This window comes from Fibrella aestuarina BUZ 2 (genome assembly GCF_000331105.1).
Taxonomy (GTDB): Bacteria; Bacteroidota; Bacteroidia; order Cytophagales; family Spirosomataceae; genus Fibrella; species Fibrella aestuarina.
Map to the genome: position 1 here is coordinate 1,508,603 of NC_020054.1, position 16,119 is coordinate 1,524,721.

The following is a 16,119-nucleotide window of genomic DNA, read 5'->3' on the forward strand; positions in this document are numbered from 1 at the left end:
CAACGTACCTAGCGCCCGCCGCCTTTGCTGTCGTCGTTCTGAATCTTCTTGCTTTGCTTGCCGCCGCTGCTCATCTGCCCGAAGCGGTAGGCAAACGTCAGGCGCACGCTCCGGCTCACCCAGAACGACCGCATGTCGGTGGTGAAAGTGGACGCACTCTGGCTGCCCGTCTGGTATACGCCCTGGTTGAAGGGGTTATTCAGCGCGAGCGTCAGGTCAGCTTTTTTCTTCATCAGCTCTTTTTTGGCGGCCAGCGAATACCAGTAGTAGCCGCCGTAATTCCCCTGCAACGACACCCAGCCGGAGCCAAAATTGCCGTTGACCTGCAGCGTTACGTCCTTCGGCAGTTTGTACGAAGCGTTGGCGTTGGTCGACCAGACCCAACCGGCGTTGCTTTGCCGCAGGGCCACACTGACCAGGTCCAGGTACGTTAGGTCGGCGCCCACGCTAACGTTTAACTCTTTGGTTGGCTGGAGCGTCAGGTTCGTGTTTAGCCCGTAACTGGCGTTGCGGCCGATGTTTTCGGGGCGGGTAAGGGCTACGCCATCGGCCCCCACGGTCTGTAGCCATTCGATGCTGTTGTTGGTTTGCCGCCAGTAGGCCGTTGCGTTGAACGACATGCCTTTGTCGTTGTAGGTACTGTAGGCTAGCTCAGTCGCGTGGGTCAGCTCGGGGGCCAGAAAGGGGTTGCCCGTTTGCAGGTTTTTCGAGTCGCTGGCGTTCACGAACGGGTTCAGATACCAGACCAGCGGGCGCGAAATGCGCTGGGTGTAGCTGGCTTTGTAGGTGTGCTTACCCCACGATTTCGACACCGTCAGGCTCGGTACAATGTTGCCGTATTGGCTCGTAAACTGCGTTTTCGTCGTAATGAAATCGCCGTTGATGCCCGTGTATTCGTAGCGCAGGCCGCCCGTAGCGGTCCATTTTTTCTTCGATTCCAGCCGCATCGACACGTACCCGGCCGCGACCCGCTGCGTGTAGGCAAAATCGTTGGTACGGCTGGGGTCGAGCTGGTAATCGGTTGGCAAGCCGCTAAGCGACTGATCGACGGAAAATTCGCTGCCGATGCGGCGCATAATGCCTTTGGCACCCATTTCCAGCTTGTAGGTCAGCGTGTCTTTTCTGCCTTTATGCTCGAAGGGGCGCGAGTAGTCGGTCTGGACGGTGTACTCGTTGTTGCGGCTAAGGTTGGTGCTGCGTTCCAGGTACGTTGGCGCTTCGCTGCCCCGGTTCCGCTGCGTAATGTCGTAGTAGTAATTGTCGGGCATCCGGCTGTATTGGGTCAGGATCGAAAATTCCGCCGGTGCGGCGCTTGAGCCCGGTTTTTTGATGGTTTTTGTCCAGCCCAGGTTGAACTCACCATTGCCATAGGGGTTACGGAAGCGCACGTCGCGCACAAAATCCTGCGTGATGGCGCTGCCGACCGTCAGGCGGTTCTGCAAGGTGCTGTTCATGGGGAAATTACCGCCCCATACGTTGGCGGCAAAGTTGATGCGGTTGAGGGTGTCGGGGTCGTAATCGAGGCTCATCTCGCCGTACCCACCTACGCCACTATTGTCGCGGTCGCTGCGGGTAAACAGCACGCTCAGGGGCTGGCGCGTTTCCGGGTCGAGCGCCGTGCGGGTGGCTTCGTTCCAGCCGATGTTGCGATACGTGTACGTATTTGCCGATACCGACAGCCCCAGTTTTTCGCCTTTCACCCCCCACTTGATACCAACCGCCGAATTGAAATTACCCGCCGTCGCGTTCACTGAGCCGTTGGATCCTTTCAGGGCTTTTTTGGTGATGATGTTGATGACTCCCGCCGACCCTTCCGCGTCGTATTTGGCACCGGGGCTGGTGATAACCTCTACCGATTTGATCGTATTGGCAGGCATCTGTTTCAGCGCCTCGGCGAGGTTGCGGGCCATAATGCTCGACGGCTTTCCGTTGACGAGCACCTTAATGTTACTGCTGCCCCGCATTTTCAGGTTGCCGTCGAGATCGACGGTCAGCATCGGTACTTTGCGCATCACATCGACGGCCGTGCCGCCCACGTTGGCAATATCCTGCTCGGCGTTGTACACCAGCCGGTCGCCTTTGTCCTCCACCATCGGCTTCACGGCGGTCACCGTCACTTCGGCCAGGGCGTTGGTGCTCGTGCTGATCGACACGTTGCCCAGCTCCACCGTGGGCTTGTCGGCCGACAGCGTAATGGCGTCGATGCGTTTGGTTCGATAGCCCACAAACGAGACGACGAGTTTGTACGTACCGAAGCCGACTTTATCGAGCGTGAACGTACCTGAGTCGGAGGTGGCCACGCCCGTAATCACGTTGTCGGTGGGCCCCATCAGCGCCACGGTGGCATACGGAACGGGTTTGTGGGTGGTCGAATCGGTCAGGGTGCCGGTAATGCGGCCCGTCTGCCCGAAGGCGATCGTTGTGGTGAGGACGAAGAGGAAAGCGCCGTAGAGAAGATTCATAACGAGTGTATAGGTAATTGTGTGCCAACTCCGAAAAAGGCCCGTTGCTGCCTGCAAGCCCGGGTTTGCCCTGGTATTGCGTCCGTTTCTGGACAAGTCTTGTCCGGTTATGGGGCAGATGCACAAAGGTGATGGGCCGTTGCGTACACTCGTTGTTAAAAGTGGTTAAGGCTTGTTAAGGTGTGTTAAAGGGAATTAATGTACAATGAACGATGTACGATGTACAATGGGGCGAACGGCGTAGCGCTTGCCTGCTAATGCACCGCGCCTCATCGTACATCGTTCCTTATCCATTGTACATTCTTATGGCAACTCTGCTTGATCTCGTTGGCAACACGCCGCTGGTTGAATTGAACCGGCTCAATACCAATCCGGCTTATAAGCTTTACGGCAAACTCGAAGGCAACAATCCTGGTGGGAGCGTGAAAGACCGCGCCGCCTACAGCATGATTCGCGGCTACATCGACCGGGGCGAATGGCAACCCGGCATGAAACTGATCGAGGCAACAAGCGGCAACACGGGCATTGCGCTGGCGATGATTGCCCGCCTCTTCAACATCGATATCGAGCTGGCGCTGCCCGCCAATTCGACCAAGGAACGGGTGCAGACGATGGAAGCGTTTGGGGCCAAAGTCACCCTGACGGAGACCATCGAAGCGGGACGCGATTACGTCGAGGCCAAAGCCGCTACGGGTGAATACCTGCTGGTGGATCAGTTTGCCAACCCCGACAATTACCTGGCGCATTACCGCACTACCGGCCCCGAAATCTGGCGCGATACGGCGGGGCAGATCACGCATTTTGTCTCGTCGATGGGCACGACGGGCACCATCATGGGTACGTCGCGTTACCTGAAAGAGCAAAACCCCAATGTGCAGATTGTAGGTTGCCAGCCCACCGACGGCTCGTCGATCCCCGGTATCCGCAAATGGCCGGTAGAATACCTACCCAAGATTTTCGATCCCAGCCGTGTCGATCAGATTATCGACGTGTCGCAGGACGATGCCACGCAGATGACGCGCCAACTGGCGCGGGTTGAAGGCGTTTTTGCCGGAATGAGCAGTGGAGGCGGTGTTCACGCGGCCCTGCGCCTCATCGAGCAATTACAGGAGCAGGGCATCGAACAGGCCACCATCGTCTGTATTCTCTGCGATCGCGGGGATCGGTATCTGTCGTCGGGGCTGTTTGAAAACCTGTAGAGACCGCGGCGACGGACCGTGCCACCCTTTGCGTCTCAGAAGTCAATGAAATCCCCCTGGATTATTGCCGACGCCAGATGAGACGCAAAGGATGGCGTCTCTACGGATTGTACCTTTGTGCCCATGTACAAACGCTTGCTGTTGCCGCTCCTGTTTCGGTTCGATGCGGAGAAGGTCCACTATTTCGCCACGTCGACGCTTCAGGTTGCGCATAAGATTCCCGGTGTAGCGGCGCTGCTGCGCTGGCTGTTTACCTACCGGCATCCCAGCCTCGAACGCACGGTATTTGGCCTGACGTTTCCTAACCCGGTGGGGCTGGCGGCGGGCTTCGACAAAAACGGCGAGTGGGTCGAAGAACTGAGCAATCTGGGCTTTGGCTTTATTGAGATTGGCACCGTAACGCCCCGTCCGCAACCCGGCAACGATAAGCCGCGGCTGTTTCGCCTCAAGGCCGACAGTGGGTTGATCAACCGGATGGGCTTCAACAACAAAGGCGCTGGCCCGGCGGCGGGTCGGTTGCAGTTTCATCGGCAACGTACCCAGAACCCACGCGTGCTGATCGGCGGTAACATCGGCAAGAACAAAGACACGCCTAACGAAGAAGCGCTCACCGACTACCTGCTGTGTTTCCGTGACCTGTTCGATGCCGTCGATTATTTCGTCGTCAACGTATCGTCGCCCAACACGCCGGGTTTGCGGGCGTTGCAGGAAAAAGAACCGCTGAAAGCAATTCTGGGTCGGTTGCAGGGCGAGAACAGCCTGAAAAACAAGCCGAAACCAATCTTGCTCAAAATTGCCCCCGACCTGGCGGATAGTCAGCTCGACGACATCATCGAGATTGTTCGGGAAACGGGGATTGCGGGCGTGATCGCGACCAACACGACCATCAGCCGCGACGGGCTACGTACCCCGGCCGATGCCGTAACGAAGATGGGGGCGGGCGGCGTCAGTGGTAAACCCGTTCAGGTACGTTCCACCGAGGTGATTCGCTACCTGCACACTCAGTCAAACGGGGCATTCCCGATTATCGGGGTAGGGGGCATTCAGACCGCCGCCGATGCCAAAGAAAAACTCGACGCCGGGGCCACGCTCGTGCAGGTCTACACCGGCTTCATCTACGAAGGCCCCGCCCTGGCCAGCAAGATCTGCCGGGGGTTAGTACAATGAATAATGGACAATGCACGATGTATAATGGGCTGTAAAGCGTTTACTCTAGCGCCCGCCCATTATACATCGTGCATTATCCATTATTCATTCACTTGATATTCTTCCGCCGGTTGCGCTGGAAATCCTCGAACATCATGTTGCCGAGGCCCTGCAAGCCACTGTAATAGGCGCGGCCGTTGTTGACCTTCGTAAATTCCTGCACAAACTGCTTCAGATACGGGTCAGTGGCGATCATGAACGTCGTGACGGGGATGTCGAGGCGGCGGCACTGAGCGGCCAGCGTAAGGGTTTTGCTCACCACTTTCCGGTCGAGGCCAAACGAGTTTTTATAGTACCGGATGCCTTCCTTCAGACAGGTCGGTTTACCATCGGTAATCATAAAAATCTGCTTGTTTTTGTTCTTGCGGCGGCGCAGCAAATCCATCGCCAGTTCGAGGCCAGCTACCGTGTTGGTGTGGTACGGGCCCACTTCCAGATAGGGTAGGTCTTTAGCCTGAATCTGCCAGGCATCGTTGCCAAACACCACAATGTCGAGCGTGTCTTTGGGGTACTTCTGTTTGATCAGCTCCACCAGCGCCAGCGCTACTTTTTTAGCGGGCGTAATCCGGTCTTCGCCATACAGAATCATCGAGTGGCTGATGTCGATCATCAGCACCGTGCTCGTCTGGGTTTTCTGCTCTTTTTCAGTTACTTCCAGGTCTCGCTCCATCAGCGTGAATTCCTCCACGCCGCTGTTGATCTGCGCATTTTTGATCGACTCGGTCATCGAAATCTGTTCGAGCGTGTCGCCAAACTGGTAGGTACGCAGGTCGCTGCTCAGCTCATCGCCCGAGCCGGTGTAGGGCGTGTTGTGGTTGCCGCCTGATTTTGAGCGTTTCAGCTTGCCGAAAATCTCGTCGAGGGCCGAGCGCCGGATCGTCTGTTCGGTTTTTGGCGTAATCGAAATTTTACCTTCCTGATTCTCTTCCGTCAGATATCCTTTTTCTTTTAGCTCATCGAAAAAGTTGCCCATCCCATACTGATCGTCGGTGAGGCTATACTGCCGGTCGAGCTGATTCATCCAGGCCATTGCCTGCTCCACATCGCCCGACGTAATGAGCAGCAACTGCTGAAAAATGTTGAGCAGCTGATCAAATTTGCTGCCTCCCTTCTGTTCGGGAGGCACAAACTGAGAAAAGTTAAAGCCTTTCATGAGATGCCTTTGGTGTTTACTAGCTGGGGTTTGACGTTGTGCTACAGACAAACACGTAACAACAACCCGAGGGAAAACGTCAAACTGCAAACGTTAAACCTCAAACTAAATTTGTAAATTCGCCATTCGATTGCGCCATCCAGGCAAATTGCCTCGCAAACCGATGCAGTTTGCTCGGCTGGTGTTTTTAGTATATATGTTTGATATCGAAGCCATTGGCGAATTACTGCGGCATCCTCACCGCATCCTGATAACCACCCACCAAAACCCGGATGCCGACGCCATGGGGTCATCGCTGGGGCTGGCGGGCTATCTGCGGCAGAAGGGCCATTCGGTACTGGTCATTACCCCGACCGACTACCCGCAGAATCTGGCCTGGATGCCCGGCAACGACGAAGTGCTGGCGTTCGACGAAAAGCAACGTACCCAGGTCGAAGCCCTCATCGCCGAAGCTGATACGATTTTCTGTCTCGATTTCTCGGCCCTCGACCGCATCCGCGACTTAGGGCCGATGGTGCGGCAGGCGCGCGCCCGCAAGGTGATGATCGATCACCACCTGGAACCCGAAAATTTTGCCGATCTGGCCTATTGGGATACCAAAGCCGCCGCCACCGCCCAGCTGATTTTTAAGCTGATCGAGCAACTGGGCGATGGCGCCCTGATCGACGCCGACGTGGCTGCCTGCCTGTATGCCGGCCTGATGACCGACACCGGCTCGTTCCGCCACTCCAATACCACGCCCGAAGTCCACCGGATTGCCGCCGCCTTGCTCGAACGGGGCATCGACGTTAGCCAAATACACCGGCTGATCTTCGACGGCGTTTCGCTCGATAAACTCCGGCTGCTTGGCTATATTCTGAATGAAAAGTTGCGCGTCTTGCCGCAATACAAATTCGCGTACATCACGCTCTCGGTCGACGAACTGCGCCGGTTTCGGTCAAGAACGGGCGATACCGAGGGTATCGTCAACTACGCGCTGTCGGTCGAAGGTGTGGTCGCTGCGGCTATCCTGATCGATCGGGGCGAAGAGATTCGGCTGTCGTTCCGGTCGGTGGGCGATTTCTCGGTGCGCGATCTGGTGCATACCCATTTCAACGGTGGCGGCCACAAAAATGCCGCCGGGGGGCGCTCGCGCCTGTCGCTGGCCGATACCGAAGCCAAATTGCTGACCATCTTACCCGAGTACCAAACTGAATTAGCTGGTGTCTAGGCGCATACTTGTTGACGACGTGCTGCCGCGCCAAAACCGATAAACCGATTACAAAGACAATGCAGATTAAAACGCTTGGCAATGCCGCCCTGCTCGCAGCCGTTCTGATGGCCTGTGGCAAAGATCGCCTTCAGACCTCTGAAAGCGGCTTGAAATACCAGCTTCACGAGCAGAACGAAGACGCTCGCAAAGCCAAAATTGGGGATATCCTGACGCTCCATCTGGCGCTGAAAAACAGCAAGGATTCGGTGCTGCGCGATACGCATAAAGAAGGGGCGCCCCTCCAGCTCATGTTGCAGGTGCCGCCGTTCAAAGGGGCGTTTGAAGAAGGGCTGGCTATGCTGGCCAAAGGCGACAGCGCCACATTCTACGTAAAGGCCGACTCACTCTTTGCGCGCGCCAACCAGCCGTTTCCTCCGGGCATCACCAAGGGGTCTGACATCGTCTTCAACGTAAAACTGCTCGACGTACAAAACGAACAGGAGTTCCAGAAAGCACAGACGCAGGCGCGCGATAAGCAGAAAGGCATCGACGATAAAGCGATCGGTGATTTCCTGGCTAAGAACGGACAGGCGGGCAAGGCACAGAAAACGGCCAACGGCGTGTATTACGTTGTAACGCAACCCGGTGCCGGTGCGAAACCCAACCGTGGCGATAACGTGAAGGTGCACTACACGGGCAAGCTGATGAACGGTAAGGTGTTTGATAGCTCAATCGGCAACCAACAGACGGGTGGCCAGCCGCTTCAGTTCCAGGTTGGGACGGGCATGGTGATTCCGGGTTGGGATGAAGGTATCCTGCAACTGACCAAGGGCAGCAAAGCCACGCTCTATATCCCCTCGGGTATGGCGTACGGCGCTCAGGGTGCACCGCCGACGATTCCGGCCAACTCACCGCTGGTATTCGACGTTGAACTGGTTGACATCAGCAAAGGACAGGCGCCTGCCATGCCGGGTATGCCGCAGGGCGGCCCAGCAGCGGGCGGCCGTTAAAAATTAAGTTCAACCGTTCAACGTTTAAGGTGTAAAGTGGCTCCTGTAGAAAAGGAACCACTTGCCAGTAGACATTGAACCGCAGCGCACCGCCTGATCCGGTTGGGTCAGGCGGTGTATCGCTTTACACTTTGGACTTAAACTAATAAGATGCGCTTACAACTTAGTCTCTTTGGAATTGGCCTGCTGGCTGTAATTGGTGTCTGGCTAACCAGCTGTAGCCCCACCGGCGAGGCCCTGGCTGACCGAAAACAGCGCGAAAACGCAGAGGAAATTCAGCAGTACATCACGGCCAATAACCTGCAAGCCGAGCAATTGGGGTCGACGGGCGTGTATTACGTCAAAACGGCGTCGGCACCGGGCAACCAATCGGCTGTGACGGGCGATGAAGTGCGCTTCTTCGTGGTGTCGAGACGCTTCGACGGAACCGTTATCGACAGTACCGACGGCATTAACCCGGCTGTGTACACGTTTGGCACCAATGCCCCCCGGGCCCGGGCCATCACGAACGGCTCGTATCTGTACAACAACATCACCGACGGGATGCTTGCGGGGATCATCGTTGGCCGTGAAGGCGAAAAACTAACCTTGCTGGTGCCGTCGTATTACGACAACGGCCGGTATGGTACGCTAACCCTGCCGCAGTATTCGCCGATTCGCTACGACATGCGCATTGTATCGGTTCGGACCGAAGACGAACAGATTCGGGAATATATTGCTGCGAACAAAATCACCGTAACAGACACGGCGGCGGGTGGCATTCGGATTGCCAAGACGCTGGCCCGCCCCGATTCGGCCTTGATCAAAGCAGGCGAAACCGCGACGATTCGGTATACAGGCCGGTTGCTCAACGGTACTCAGTTCGACTCGAACGTACCCACGGCAGCGGCTATCGCCAGTGACCCGTCAAGCGCCACGGCTGGCTATGATGTAACGGTTGGGCAAACGGCTGTTGTGGCTGGTTGGACAACAGGGTTGCAACAGGTACGTCGGGGTGAGAAATTTTTGCTGATCTTTCCGTCGTCGCAGGGCTATGGCTCTTCAGGGGCACCCAACTCAACGGTAATTGGTCCGTTCAAGCCACTTTTGTTCGAAATGGAAATTCTGCGGGTGAGGTAAGCTCAACCGTGATCACGTAAGTTTGCAAAGCCGTTTGGGTACGTACCTGAACGGCTTTTTTTCGCCCAACAGCTATGGAACGAATGCTTTGCTTTGCGACGAATAACGCGTACAAACTGGAAGAAGTACAGGCTGCTCTGTCGGGCTCAGGTACGTTCGTGCTGCGCACACTCCGCGAGATTGGCTGCACCGACGAACTGCCCGAAACGACCGGCACCATTCCCGGCAATTCCCGCCAGAAAGCCAGGTACGTGTTTGACCACTTCAACGTGGCCTGCTTTGCCGACGATACGGGGCTGGAAGTGGAGGCGCTGGACGGTGAGCCCGGCGTCGACTCGGCCTACTACGCCGGTGAACCCCGCGACAATACGCGCAACCGGGCGTTGCTGCTCGCGAATCTGGCCGAGCACACCAACCGCCGGGCACAGTTCCGATCGGTGTTTACGCTGGTGGAACCCGGACCGAACGGCGAACCGATCGAGCATCAGTTCGAAGGGATCGTGATGGGCGTGATTATCGACGTGGAGCGCGGCGACGGTGGGTTTGGCTACGACCCGCTGTTTGTGCCCGACGGCTACGAGCAAACCTTTGCCGAGATGCCGCTCGCCGAGAAAAACAAAATCAGCCACCGGGCGCGCGCACTGGCGAAGCTGGTTGCATATCTGGGACAGGAATAGCCCCTAGACCTGTCACCCTTAAAACATCGTATTGTTGTTGGCCGACGTGGCGGGGACGAGTTGGAGTACATCCCAATGCTCCACGATTTTGCCGTTGTCGTCGAACCGAAAAATATCCATACCCGCCCACTCTTCGGTGCCGTTGCCATCGGCGGTGGGCCAGGTCTGGCGGCAATGTAGCACGACCAGATTCCCTTCGGCTATGGCCCGCTGCACGGCTACCTGCTTGCCAGGATAGTCGCGCGCCATCCGCTCAAAATAAGCGATGAAGGCGGCCTTACCATCGCCTACCTGTGGATTATGCTGGATGTATTCGTCGCCAACGTACCGGTCGACCGCTTCGGCGGGCCGACACTGGTTAAACATCAGGTCGTAGAAGGCGATGGCGTTGGCTTTGTGCTGGTCTGGTTGCGTCATGTAATACGTTTATTTTTTGGTGGGTTTGGCGCTCATGTAAAACGTGAGTGTACCGCCTTTCAGAATGTCAGCATGGTTCAGCATGGGCTGGGAGAGGGGCATGCCGTTGAGCAGCACCTTCGACACATACACGTTTTTGTCGCTCTGATTCACGGTTTCGATGGTAAATGTTTTGCCGTTTTCCAACGTCAATTTGGCGTTCTTGACGAGCGGGCTACCCAGCGAATACTCGGCTGAGCCGGGCGCAACGGGATAAAAACCCATCGATGAGAACATATACCACGCGCTCATCTGGCCGCAATCATCGTTACCGCCGAGGCCGTCGGGCGTGGGTTTGTACTGCATCCGCAGAATCTGCCGAATGCGTTCCTGCGTGCGCCAGGGCTGCCCAGCCCAGTTGTAGAGATAGGCAATGTGGTGGGCGGGCTCGTTGCCGTGAATGTAACCGCCAATGATGCCTTCGCGGGTGATGTCTTCCGTTTCGGCAAAAAACTTGTCGGGCAGGTGCATGCTGAACAGCGTATCGAGGCGGGCGGCGAATTTTTTGGCGCCGCCCATCGTCTCAACCAGCGCCGTTGGGTTCTGCGGTACGAAAAAGCTGAAGTTCCAGGAGTTGCCTTCGATGAAACCCTGCCCGTCGGTGGCATATACGTCGAAGGGTTTTTTGAACGTACCGTCGGCGAGGCGCGGGCGCATGAAGCCAATGGAGTTATCCCAGACATTGCGCCAGTTTTCGGCGCGTTTCAGGTACGTGTTATACACATCGGCGCGGTTCAGTTTTTTGGCCAGTTGGGCAATGCACCAGTCGTCGTAGGCATATTCGAGCGTATTGGACACCGACGTGCCGTTGGCTGTTGCCGGAATGTAGCCCCGGTCGATGTACTCGCCGATGCCTTCGTAAGAGCGGTGGTTCGAGGTGGCGATGCAGGCGTCCAGCACGGCCTGCGGGTCGCCGGTGTATGTGCCTTTGATAACGGCGTCGGCCAGCACCGACACGCTATGGTAGCCGCTCATGCACCAATTGTCGTTGGCGTAGTGCGACCAGACTGGCAGCATCTTCAACGGACTCTGGTTGTAATGCGCCATCATGGAGGCTACCATGTCGTTGTTGCGGCCGGGCTGCATGAGGTTGAAAAACGGGTGCAGGGCCCGGTACGTATCCCAGAGCGAAAAGGTGGTGTAGTTGGTGCCCTTTGCCTGATGCACGTCCTGATCCAGCCCTTTGTACTGCTCGTTTACGTCCATGTACACCGTCGGGTTGATGAAGGCGTGGTACATGGCCGTGTAGAAATTAACCTTGTCGGGCTCGGCAGCGTCGATCTGGATTTTGTTCAACTCGGTGTTCCAGGCGGCCTGCGCACGGGTTTTGGCCTGCTCAAAATTCCAGTGAGGGAGTTCGGCCCGCATGTTGGCCAGTGCGTTCTCCTGACTCACCGGCGACAGCGCCATTTTCACCTCAATGGCTTCGCCTTCGCTGGTGTCGAAATCGAAATACATCCGGATCTTCTTGCCCGCGATTTCGGGGAAGTTGTGCGCCTGATCGAATTTTCGCCAGAAGCCCCGGTACACCTGCGGCTTATCGAAATTCTTCTGGCCGTATGACTTAAACGGCTTGGAAAACGACAGCGCAAAATAGACCGTCCGGGTACGTGCCCAGCCGTTGGTTTGGCGGTAGCCCGTCACTAGGGTATCGTTCACGACGCGCACGTACGTCCAGACCACTTTATCGTCGTAATTATAGATGCCCGCCATCAGGTCGAGCAGGATGTGCGATTGGTCGGATTTGGGGAAGGTGTATCGGTGCAGGCCCACGCGCTGGGTGGCGGTCAGTTCGGCGGTGATGTTGTGGTCGTCGAGTTTGACTTTGTAATACCCCGCTTCGGCCACTTCGTTCGCATGTGAAAACGCCGACCGATAACCACTCTTCGGATCGCTCGCCGTACCCGGATTAAGTTGCAAGGTACCCTGCGTGGGCATGATGAGGAAATCGCCGAGGTCGGAGTGGCCGGTGCCGCTGAAGTGCGTGTGACTGAACCCGACAATCGTTTTGTCTTCGTATTTGTAGCCCGCGCAGTACCGATAGACGTCGCCGTTGTACTTCCCGTTGAATTCGTAGGAAAGGGTATCCGTGTCGGGGCTGAGTTGTACCGATCCAAACGGGACGGTGGCACCTGGGTACGTATGCCCCATCTTTTCAGTGCCAATCAGCGGATGAACGTAGGGGACAAGATTCTGTTGAGCAAAAGAGAGGGAAAGAACGCCTTGCAGCAAAAGGGTAACGCCAATCGTTTTCATGGATCAAGATTAACCCATTTAGCCGAAAAATTCTATGGTACACCGGGCATAGCCCGGTGTCAATCAACAAAAGGCGTCTTCGATATGCTTGATCTTGACCTCGCCGCGGGGCGTGATGGTTACGGCCACTACGTCGAAACGAATGTCATGTTGCCAGTCGCGGGCGTAGATGTAGTGCTCGGCGGCGCGCATCACGAGTTGGGCTTTGGCATAGGAGACAAAGGTTTCGGGTTCGCCAAAGCTCAGGTTAGAGCGTGTTTTCACCTCCACGAAAATCAGCAGCTTACCCCGCTGCACAATCAGGTCGATTTCGGCGTGCTGATGGCGGTAATTCGTTTCCAGCAGCTGATAGCCTTTATCCTGCAAATACTGCAGGGCGGCCGCTTCGCCTTGCTTGCCCGTATCGTTGTGCTGCGCCATTAGGAAAGGGAAGTTCACCGTAAACTCCAAACTGAAGATTGTTAAAGGATAATCGTTCGGTTCTGGTGGATGAAGACACGGTCGTTGAAGACCAGTTTTAAGGCCTGCGAGAGCACGATTTTCTCCACGTCGCGGCCCATCGTGGCCATGTCGGTGGCGGTGTGGCGATGGTCTACTTCCTGCACGTTCTGGGCGATAATCGGGCCTTCGTCGAGGTTGTTGTTCACGAAGTGCGCCGTTGCGCCAATGATCTTGACGCCTCGTTCATAGGCCTGCCGGTAGGGGCTAGCCCCGATAAAGGCGGGCAGGAACGAATGGTGAATATTGACGATCCGGTTGTTGTAATAGCCCACAAAATCGGGCGTAAGCACGCGCATGTATTTGGCCAGCACGAGGTAATCGGGCTGATAGATGGCTAACGTGCGCAGAATAGCGGCTTCGTGCTCCTCGCGGCTGCGGTTCTCGTGCGAGACGTAATGAAACGGAATACCAAACCGACTGACGAGCGGTTGCAGGGTATTGTAGTTGCTGACAACCGCCAGAATATCGGCATCCAATTCGTCGAAGCTGTAGCGGATGAGCAGCTCGCCCAGGCAATGGTGCTCTTTCGTTACGAAAACGACGATGTTCTTCTTGGCTTTCGGGTTGAGCCGCAGCTTGACGCCCTCCGGCAGCGTTTCGCGCAGCTCATTCAGTATTTGCTGTGGGTTCAGGTCGTCCGCTTCGGCACCCGCTGGTGCTGAACCCACTTCAAACTCCGTTCGCATGAAAAACTGCCCGTCGGGGCTTACGTATTCGTCGTTTCGGATGATGTTGAGGTTATGGCGAAACAACACGCCCGTTACGTGGTAAATCAGGCCAGGCATGTCGGGCCCGTCCATTAGCAGAATATGTTTAGTCATCACTGGCGGCAATAAGATGGCGGGCAAGATAGGCGGATTGCAGTAAATCTTATGCTAAAGACCATTTTGATACGAACGAATCTACTTACTTAGCGGTCATATCTGCCATTCGTTACTGGTTAGCTTCCTGAGCGGCTTTGCCAACACGACAGCTTGCTCCACACCAACCGACCGATGGCACTTGACCCTTGACTAATTCATTATATCCATCGTGGAAGCACTCTTCTCGACATCGAAGCGAAAACTCCTGCTCGAAGTAGCCTGGGAGGTTTGTAATCAGGTTGGCGGCATTTACACCGTTATTCGCTCGAAAGTACCCGCTATGGTTGAGAAGTGGGACGACAACTACGTGTTGCTGGGGCCTTACTTTCCGCAAAAAGCCGCTGCCGAGTATGAACCCATTACTGAACCCGACGAAACGGAAATTGGGCAGACTGTCCGCAAAATGCGCCAGCTTGGCTACGAAGTCGAGTATGGCTACTGGCTCGTAACGGGCCGCCCGCGGGTGGTGTTGTTCAACCTGCAAAGCATGACCAGCCAGCTCGACGCGCTCAAAGCTGGCCTTTGGGAACGCCATAAGCTGCCTACGCTGGGCGTAGAAGACCTCGTTAATCAGACGCTGGCCTTCGGCGAAATGGTGCGGGTATTTATCAAACTCCTGGCCGACGACCACGCTCGCCGCGTGGACATGGCGGCCCATTTTCACGAGTGGATGGCGGCATCGGGCCTACCCGAGCTGCGCCGCGAAAACGTGAAAGTCGCCACCGTATTTACCACGCACGCAACCATGCTGGGCCGCTACCTGGCACAGAACGAAACCAATTTTTACGGCCGGCTGGATTCGTTCGACTGGCAGAAAGAAGCCCGCCATTACGGGATTGAAGCGCAGGCTACCATCGAACGGCTGGCGGCTTTGCAGAGCCACGTGTTTACCACCGTCAGCGATGTTACAGCCCGCGAATGTGAAGTTTTCCTGGGACGGAATCCTGATCTGATTCTGCCCAACGGCTTGAACGTGACGCGCTTTGCCGCTGCCCATGAGTTCCAGAACCTGCACGTTCGGTACAAAGAGCGCATTCACGAATTTGTGATGGGCCACTTTTTCCAGAACTACTCGTTCGACCTCGACAAGACGCTGTACTTCTTCACGTCGGGGCGGTTTGAGTTCAGCAACAAAGGGTATGACCTGACGCTCGAAGCGCTGGCCCGGCTCAACTGGCGAATGCGCGAAGCCAACATGGATATCACGGTGGTGATGTTCATGGTGACGAAGCAGCCCTACCGCTCGATTAACCCCGAGGTGCTGCACACCCGCGCCCTGCTCGACGAAATCCGCGAGACCAGTCAGGCGATTGAGAAACAGGTGGGCGAGCGCCTTTTCCTGGCGTCGGCGTCGGGCAGCGAAACCAGCCTGCCCGATCTCAACAAATTTGTGGATGAATACTGGCGGCTGCGCCTGCGGCGGACGGTGCAAAGCTGGAAGACCAAGCAGTTACCCCGCTTTGTCACGCACGACCTGTTGCAGGAAGACGACATGACCCGCTTCATCCGGCAGGCCAACCTCGTCAACAATGAGTATGACCGGGTGAAAATCGTCTATCACCCCGATTTCATCGCGTCGACCAATCCGCTCTTTGGGCTCGATTACAGTCAGTTTGTGCGGGGGTGCCACCTCGGCATTTTTCCCAGCTATTACGAACCCTGGGGCTATACGCCGCTTGAATGTGTGGTACGCGGCATTCCGACCGTCACGAGCGACCAATCGGGCTTTGGCGATTTCATCATGCAGATCATGCGCGACTACGAAAACCGGGGCATCTACGTGGTGAATCGCAAGACGCAGAATTTCGACGAAGCTGCCAACCAGCTCGCCGACATTCTGTACCGATTTGTCAGAATGAGCATGCGCGACCGGATTCAGCAACGAAACCGGGTTGAGAGCATTTCCGACGTTTTTGACTGGACCAACCTCCGTTCGTACTACGATACGGCGCACGATCTGGCTCTAAAGCGGCGGAAACCGTAAAATCGTCGGGCAGATTGACCGGATTGGCAGGATAAGTAGGA

Annotated in this window: 13 protein-coding genes; 7 read left to right on the forward strand and 6 right to left on the reverse strand. The window is 56.3% G+C overall.

Annotation, left to right across the window (positions count from 1 at the left end; translation table 11 throughout):
* Positions 1–8: 8 nt before the first annotated feature.
* Entirely contained in the window at positions 9–2,462 is a 2,454-nt protein-coding gene (locus FAES_RS06090) for a TonB-dependent receptor (RefSeq protein WP_015330325.1), read from the reverse strand.
* A gap of 305 nt (positions 2,463–2,767) precedes the next feature.
* Here FAES_RS06090 and cysM point away from each other — a divergent pair, with 305 nt between their 5' ends.
* Positions 2,768–3,661, forward strand: coding sequence for a cysteine synthase CysM (cysM, locus tag FAES_RS06095; RefSeq protein WP_041257593.1), 894 nt, complete (start codon positions 2,768–2,770; stop codon positions 3,659–3,661).
* A 123-nt stretch (positions 3,662–3,784) separates the two neighbouring features.
* A complete protein-coding gene (locus FAES_RS06100; protein ID WP_015330327.1) occupies positions 3,785–4,828 on the forward strand; it encodes a quinone-dependent dihydroorotate dehydrogenase in 1,044 nt (347 codons plus the stop codon).
* An 88-nt stretch (positions 4,829–4,916) separates the two neighbouring features.
* On the opposite strand, the gene FAES_RS06105 is transcribed toward FAES_RS06100, so the two are convergent.
* On the reverse strand, positions 4,917–6,020 hold the full coding sequence (locus FAES_RS06105) for a vWA domain-containing protein (protein WP_015330328.1): 1,104 nt from the start codon (positions 6,018–6,020) through the stop codon (positions 4,917–4,919).
* Positions 6,021–6,183: 163 nt separating this feature from the next.
* Here FAES_RS06105 and FAES_RS06110 point away from each other — a divergent pair, with 163 nt between their 5' ends.
* The 4 genes from FAES_RS06110 to rdgB all read left to right on the forward strand — a co-directional run bounded on the left by FAES_RS06110 (position 6,184) and on the right by rdgB (position 10,018).
* Entirely contained in the window at positions 6,184–7,230 is a 1,047-nt protein-coding gene (locus tag FAES_RS06110; RefSeq protein WP_015330329.1) for a DHH family phosphoesterase, read from the forward strand.
* A 59-nt stretch (positions 7,231–7,289) separates the two neighbouring features.
* Positions 7,290–8,222 (forward strand): FKBP-type peptidyl-prolyl cis-trans isomerase, encoded by a 933-nt coding sequence (locus tag FAES_RS06115; RefSeq protein ID WP_015330330.1) that lies wholly within the window; start codon positions 7,290–7,292, stop codon positions 8,220–8,222.
* A gap of 150 nt (positions 8,223–8,372) precedes the next feature.
* The gene (locus FAES_RS06120; RefSeq protein ID WP_015330331.1) at positions 8,373–9,341 is read left to right on the forward strand and encodes an FKBP-type peptidyl-prolyl cis-trans isomerase; all 969 of its coding nucleotides are present in this window, start codon (positions 8,373–8,375) and stop codon (positions 9,339–9,341) included.
* 74 nt (positions 9,342–9,415) lie between these two features.
* Positions 9,416–10,018 (forward strand): RdgB/HAM1 family non-canonical purine NTP pyrophosphatase, encoded by a 603-nt coding sequence (gene rdgB / locus FAES_RS06125; protein WP_015330332.1) that lies wholly within the window; start codon positions 9,416–9,418, stop codon positions 10,016–10,018.
* 18 nt (positions 10,019–10,036) lie between these two features.
* Here the strand turns inward: rdgB and FAES_RS06130 are convergent, their stop codons facing one another.
* The 4 genes from FAES_RS06130 to purU all read right to left on the reverse strand — a co-directional run bounded on the left by FAES_RS06130 (position 10,037) and on the right by purU (position 14,052).
* On the reverse strand, positions 10,037–10,435 hold the full coding sequence (locus FAES_RS06130; RefSeq protein ID WP_015330333.1) for a nuclear transport factor 2 family protein: 399 nt from the start codon (positions 10,433–10,435) through the stop codon (positions 10,037–10,039).
* Between the two features lie 9 nt (positions 10,436–10,444).
* Positions 10,445–12,730, reverse strand: coding sequence for a GH92 family glycosyl hydrolase (locus tag FAES_RS06135; protein ID WP_015330334.1), 2,286 nt, complete (start codon positions 12,728–12,730; stop codon positions 10,445–10,447).
* Positions 12,731–12,793: 63 nt separating this feature from the next.
* Positions 12,794–13,150, reverse strand: a complete 357-nt coding sequence (locus FAES_RS06140) for a YraN family protein (protein WP_015330335.1) — start codon at positions 13,148–13,150, stop codon at positions 12,794–12,796.
* Positions 13,151–13,191: 41 nt separating this feature from the next.
* The gene (gene purU, locus FAES_RS06145) at positions 13,192–14,052 is read right to left on the reverse strand and encodes a formyltetrahydrofolate deformylase (protein ID WP_015330336.1); all 861 of its coding nucleotides are present in this window, start codon (positions 14,050–14,052) and stop codon (positions 13,192–13,194) included.
* Positions 14,053–14,263: 211 nt separating this feature from the next.
* Here purU and FAES_RS06150 point away from each other — a divergent pair, with 211 nt between their 5' ends.
* Positions 14,264–16,078, forward strand: a complete 1,815-nt coding sequence (locus tag FAES_RS06150) for a glycosyltransferase (RefSeq protein ID WP_015330337.1) — start codon at positions 14,264–14,266, stop codon at positions 16,076–16,078.
* Positions 16,079–16,119: the final 41 nt, after the last annotated feature.

Excerpts from the sequence above, each read along its gene's own strand:
- FAES_RS06090 (WP_015330325.1), bottom strand. The coding sequence starts at position 2,462 with ATGAATCTTCTCTACGGCGCTTTCCTCTTCGTCCTCACCACAACGATC.
- FAES_RS06110 (WP_015330329.1), top strand. The coding sequence starts at position 6,184 with ATGCAGTTTGCTCGGCTGGTGTTTTTAGTATATATGTTTGATATCGAA.
- FAES_RS06130 (WP_015330333.1), bottom strand. The coding sequence starts at position 10,435 with ATGACGCAACCAGACCAGCACAAAGCCAACGCCATCGCCTTCTACGAC.
- cysM (WP_041257593.1), top strand. The coding sequence starts at position 2,768 with ATGGCAACTCTGCTTGATCTCGTTGGCAACACGCCGCTGGTTGAATTG.
- FAES_RS06115 (WP_015330330.1), top strand. The coding sequence starts at position 7,290 with ATGCAGATTAAAACGCTTGGCAATGCCGCCCTGCTCGCAGCCGTTCTG.
- FAES_RS06135 (WP_015330334.1), bottom strand. The coding sequence starts at position 12,730 with ATGAAAACGATTGGCGTTACCCTTTTGCTGCAAGGCGTTCTTTCCCTC.
- FAES_RS06100 (WP_015330327.1), top strand. The coding sequence starts at position 3,785 with ATGTACAAACGCTTGCTGTTGCCGCTCCTGTTTCGGTTCGATGCGGAG.
- FAES_RS06105 (WP_015330328.1), bottom strand. The coding sequence starts at position 6,020 with ATGAAAGGCTTTAACTTTTCTCAGTTTGTGCCTCCCGAACAGAAGGGA.
- FAES_RS06120 (WP_015330331.1), top strand. The coding sequence starts at position 8,373 with ATGCGCTTACAACTTAGTCTCTTTGGAATTGGCCTGCTGGCTGTAATT.
- purU (WP_015330336.1), bottom strand. The coding sequence starts at position 14,052 with ATGACTAAACATATTCTGCTAATGGACGGGCCCGACATGCCTGGCCTG.
- rdgB (WP_015330332.1), top strand. The coding sequence starts at position 9,416 with ATGGAACGAATGCTTTGCTTTGCGACGAATAACGCGTACAAACTGGAA.
- FAES_RS06140 (WP_015330335.1), bottom strand. The coding sequence starts at position 13,150 with ATGGCGCAGCACAACGATACGGGCAAGCAAGGCGAAGCGGCCGCCCTG.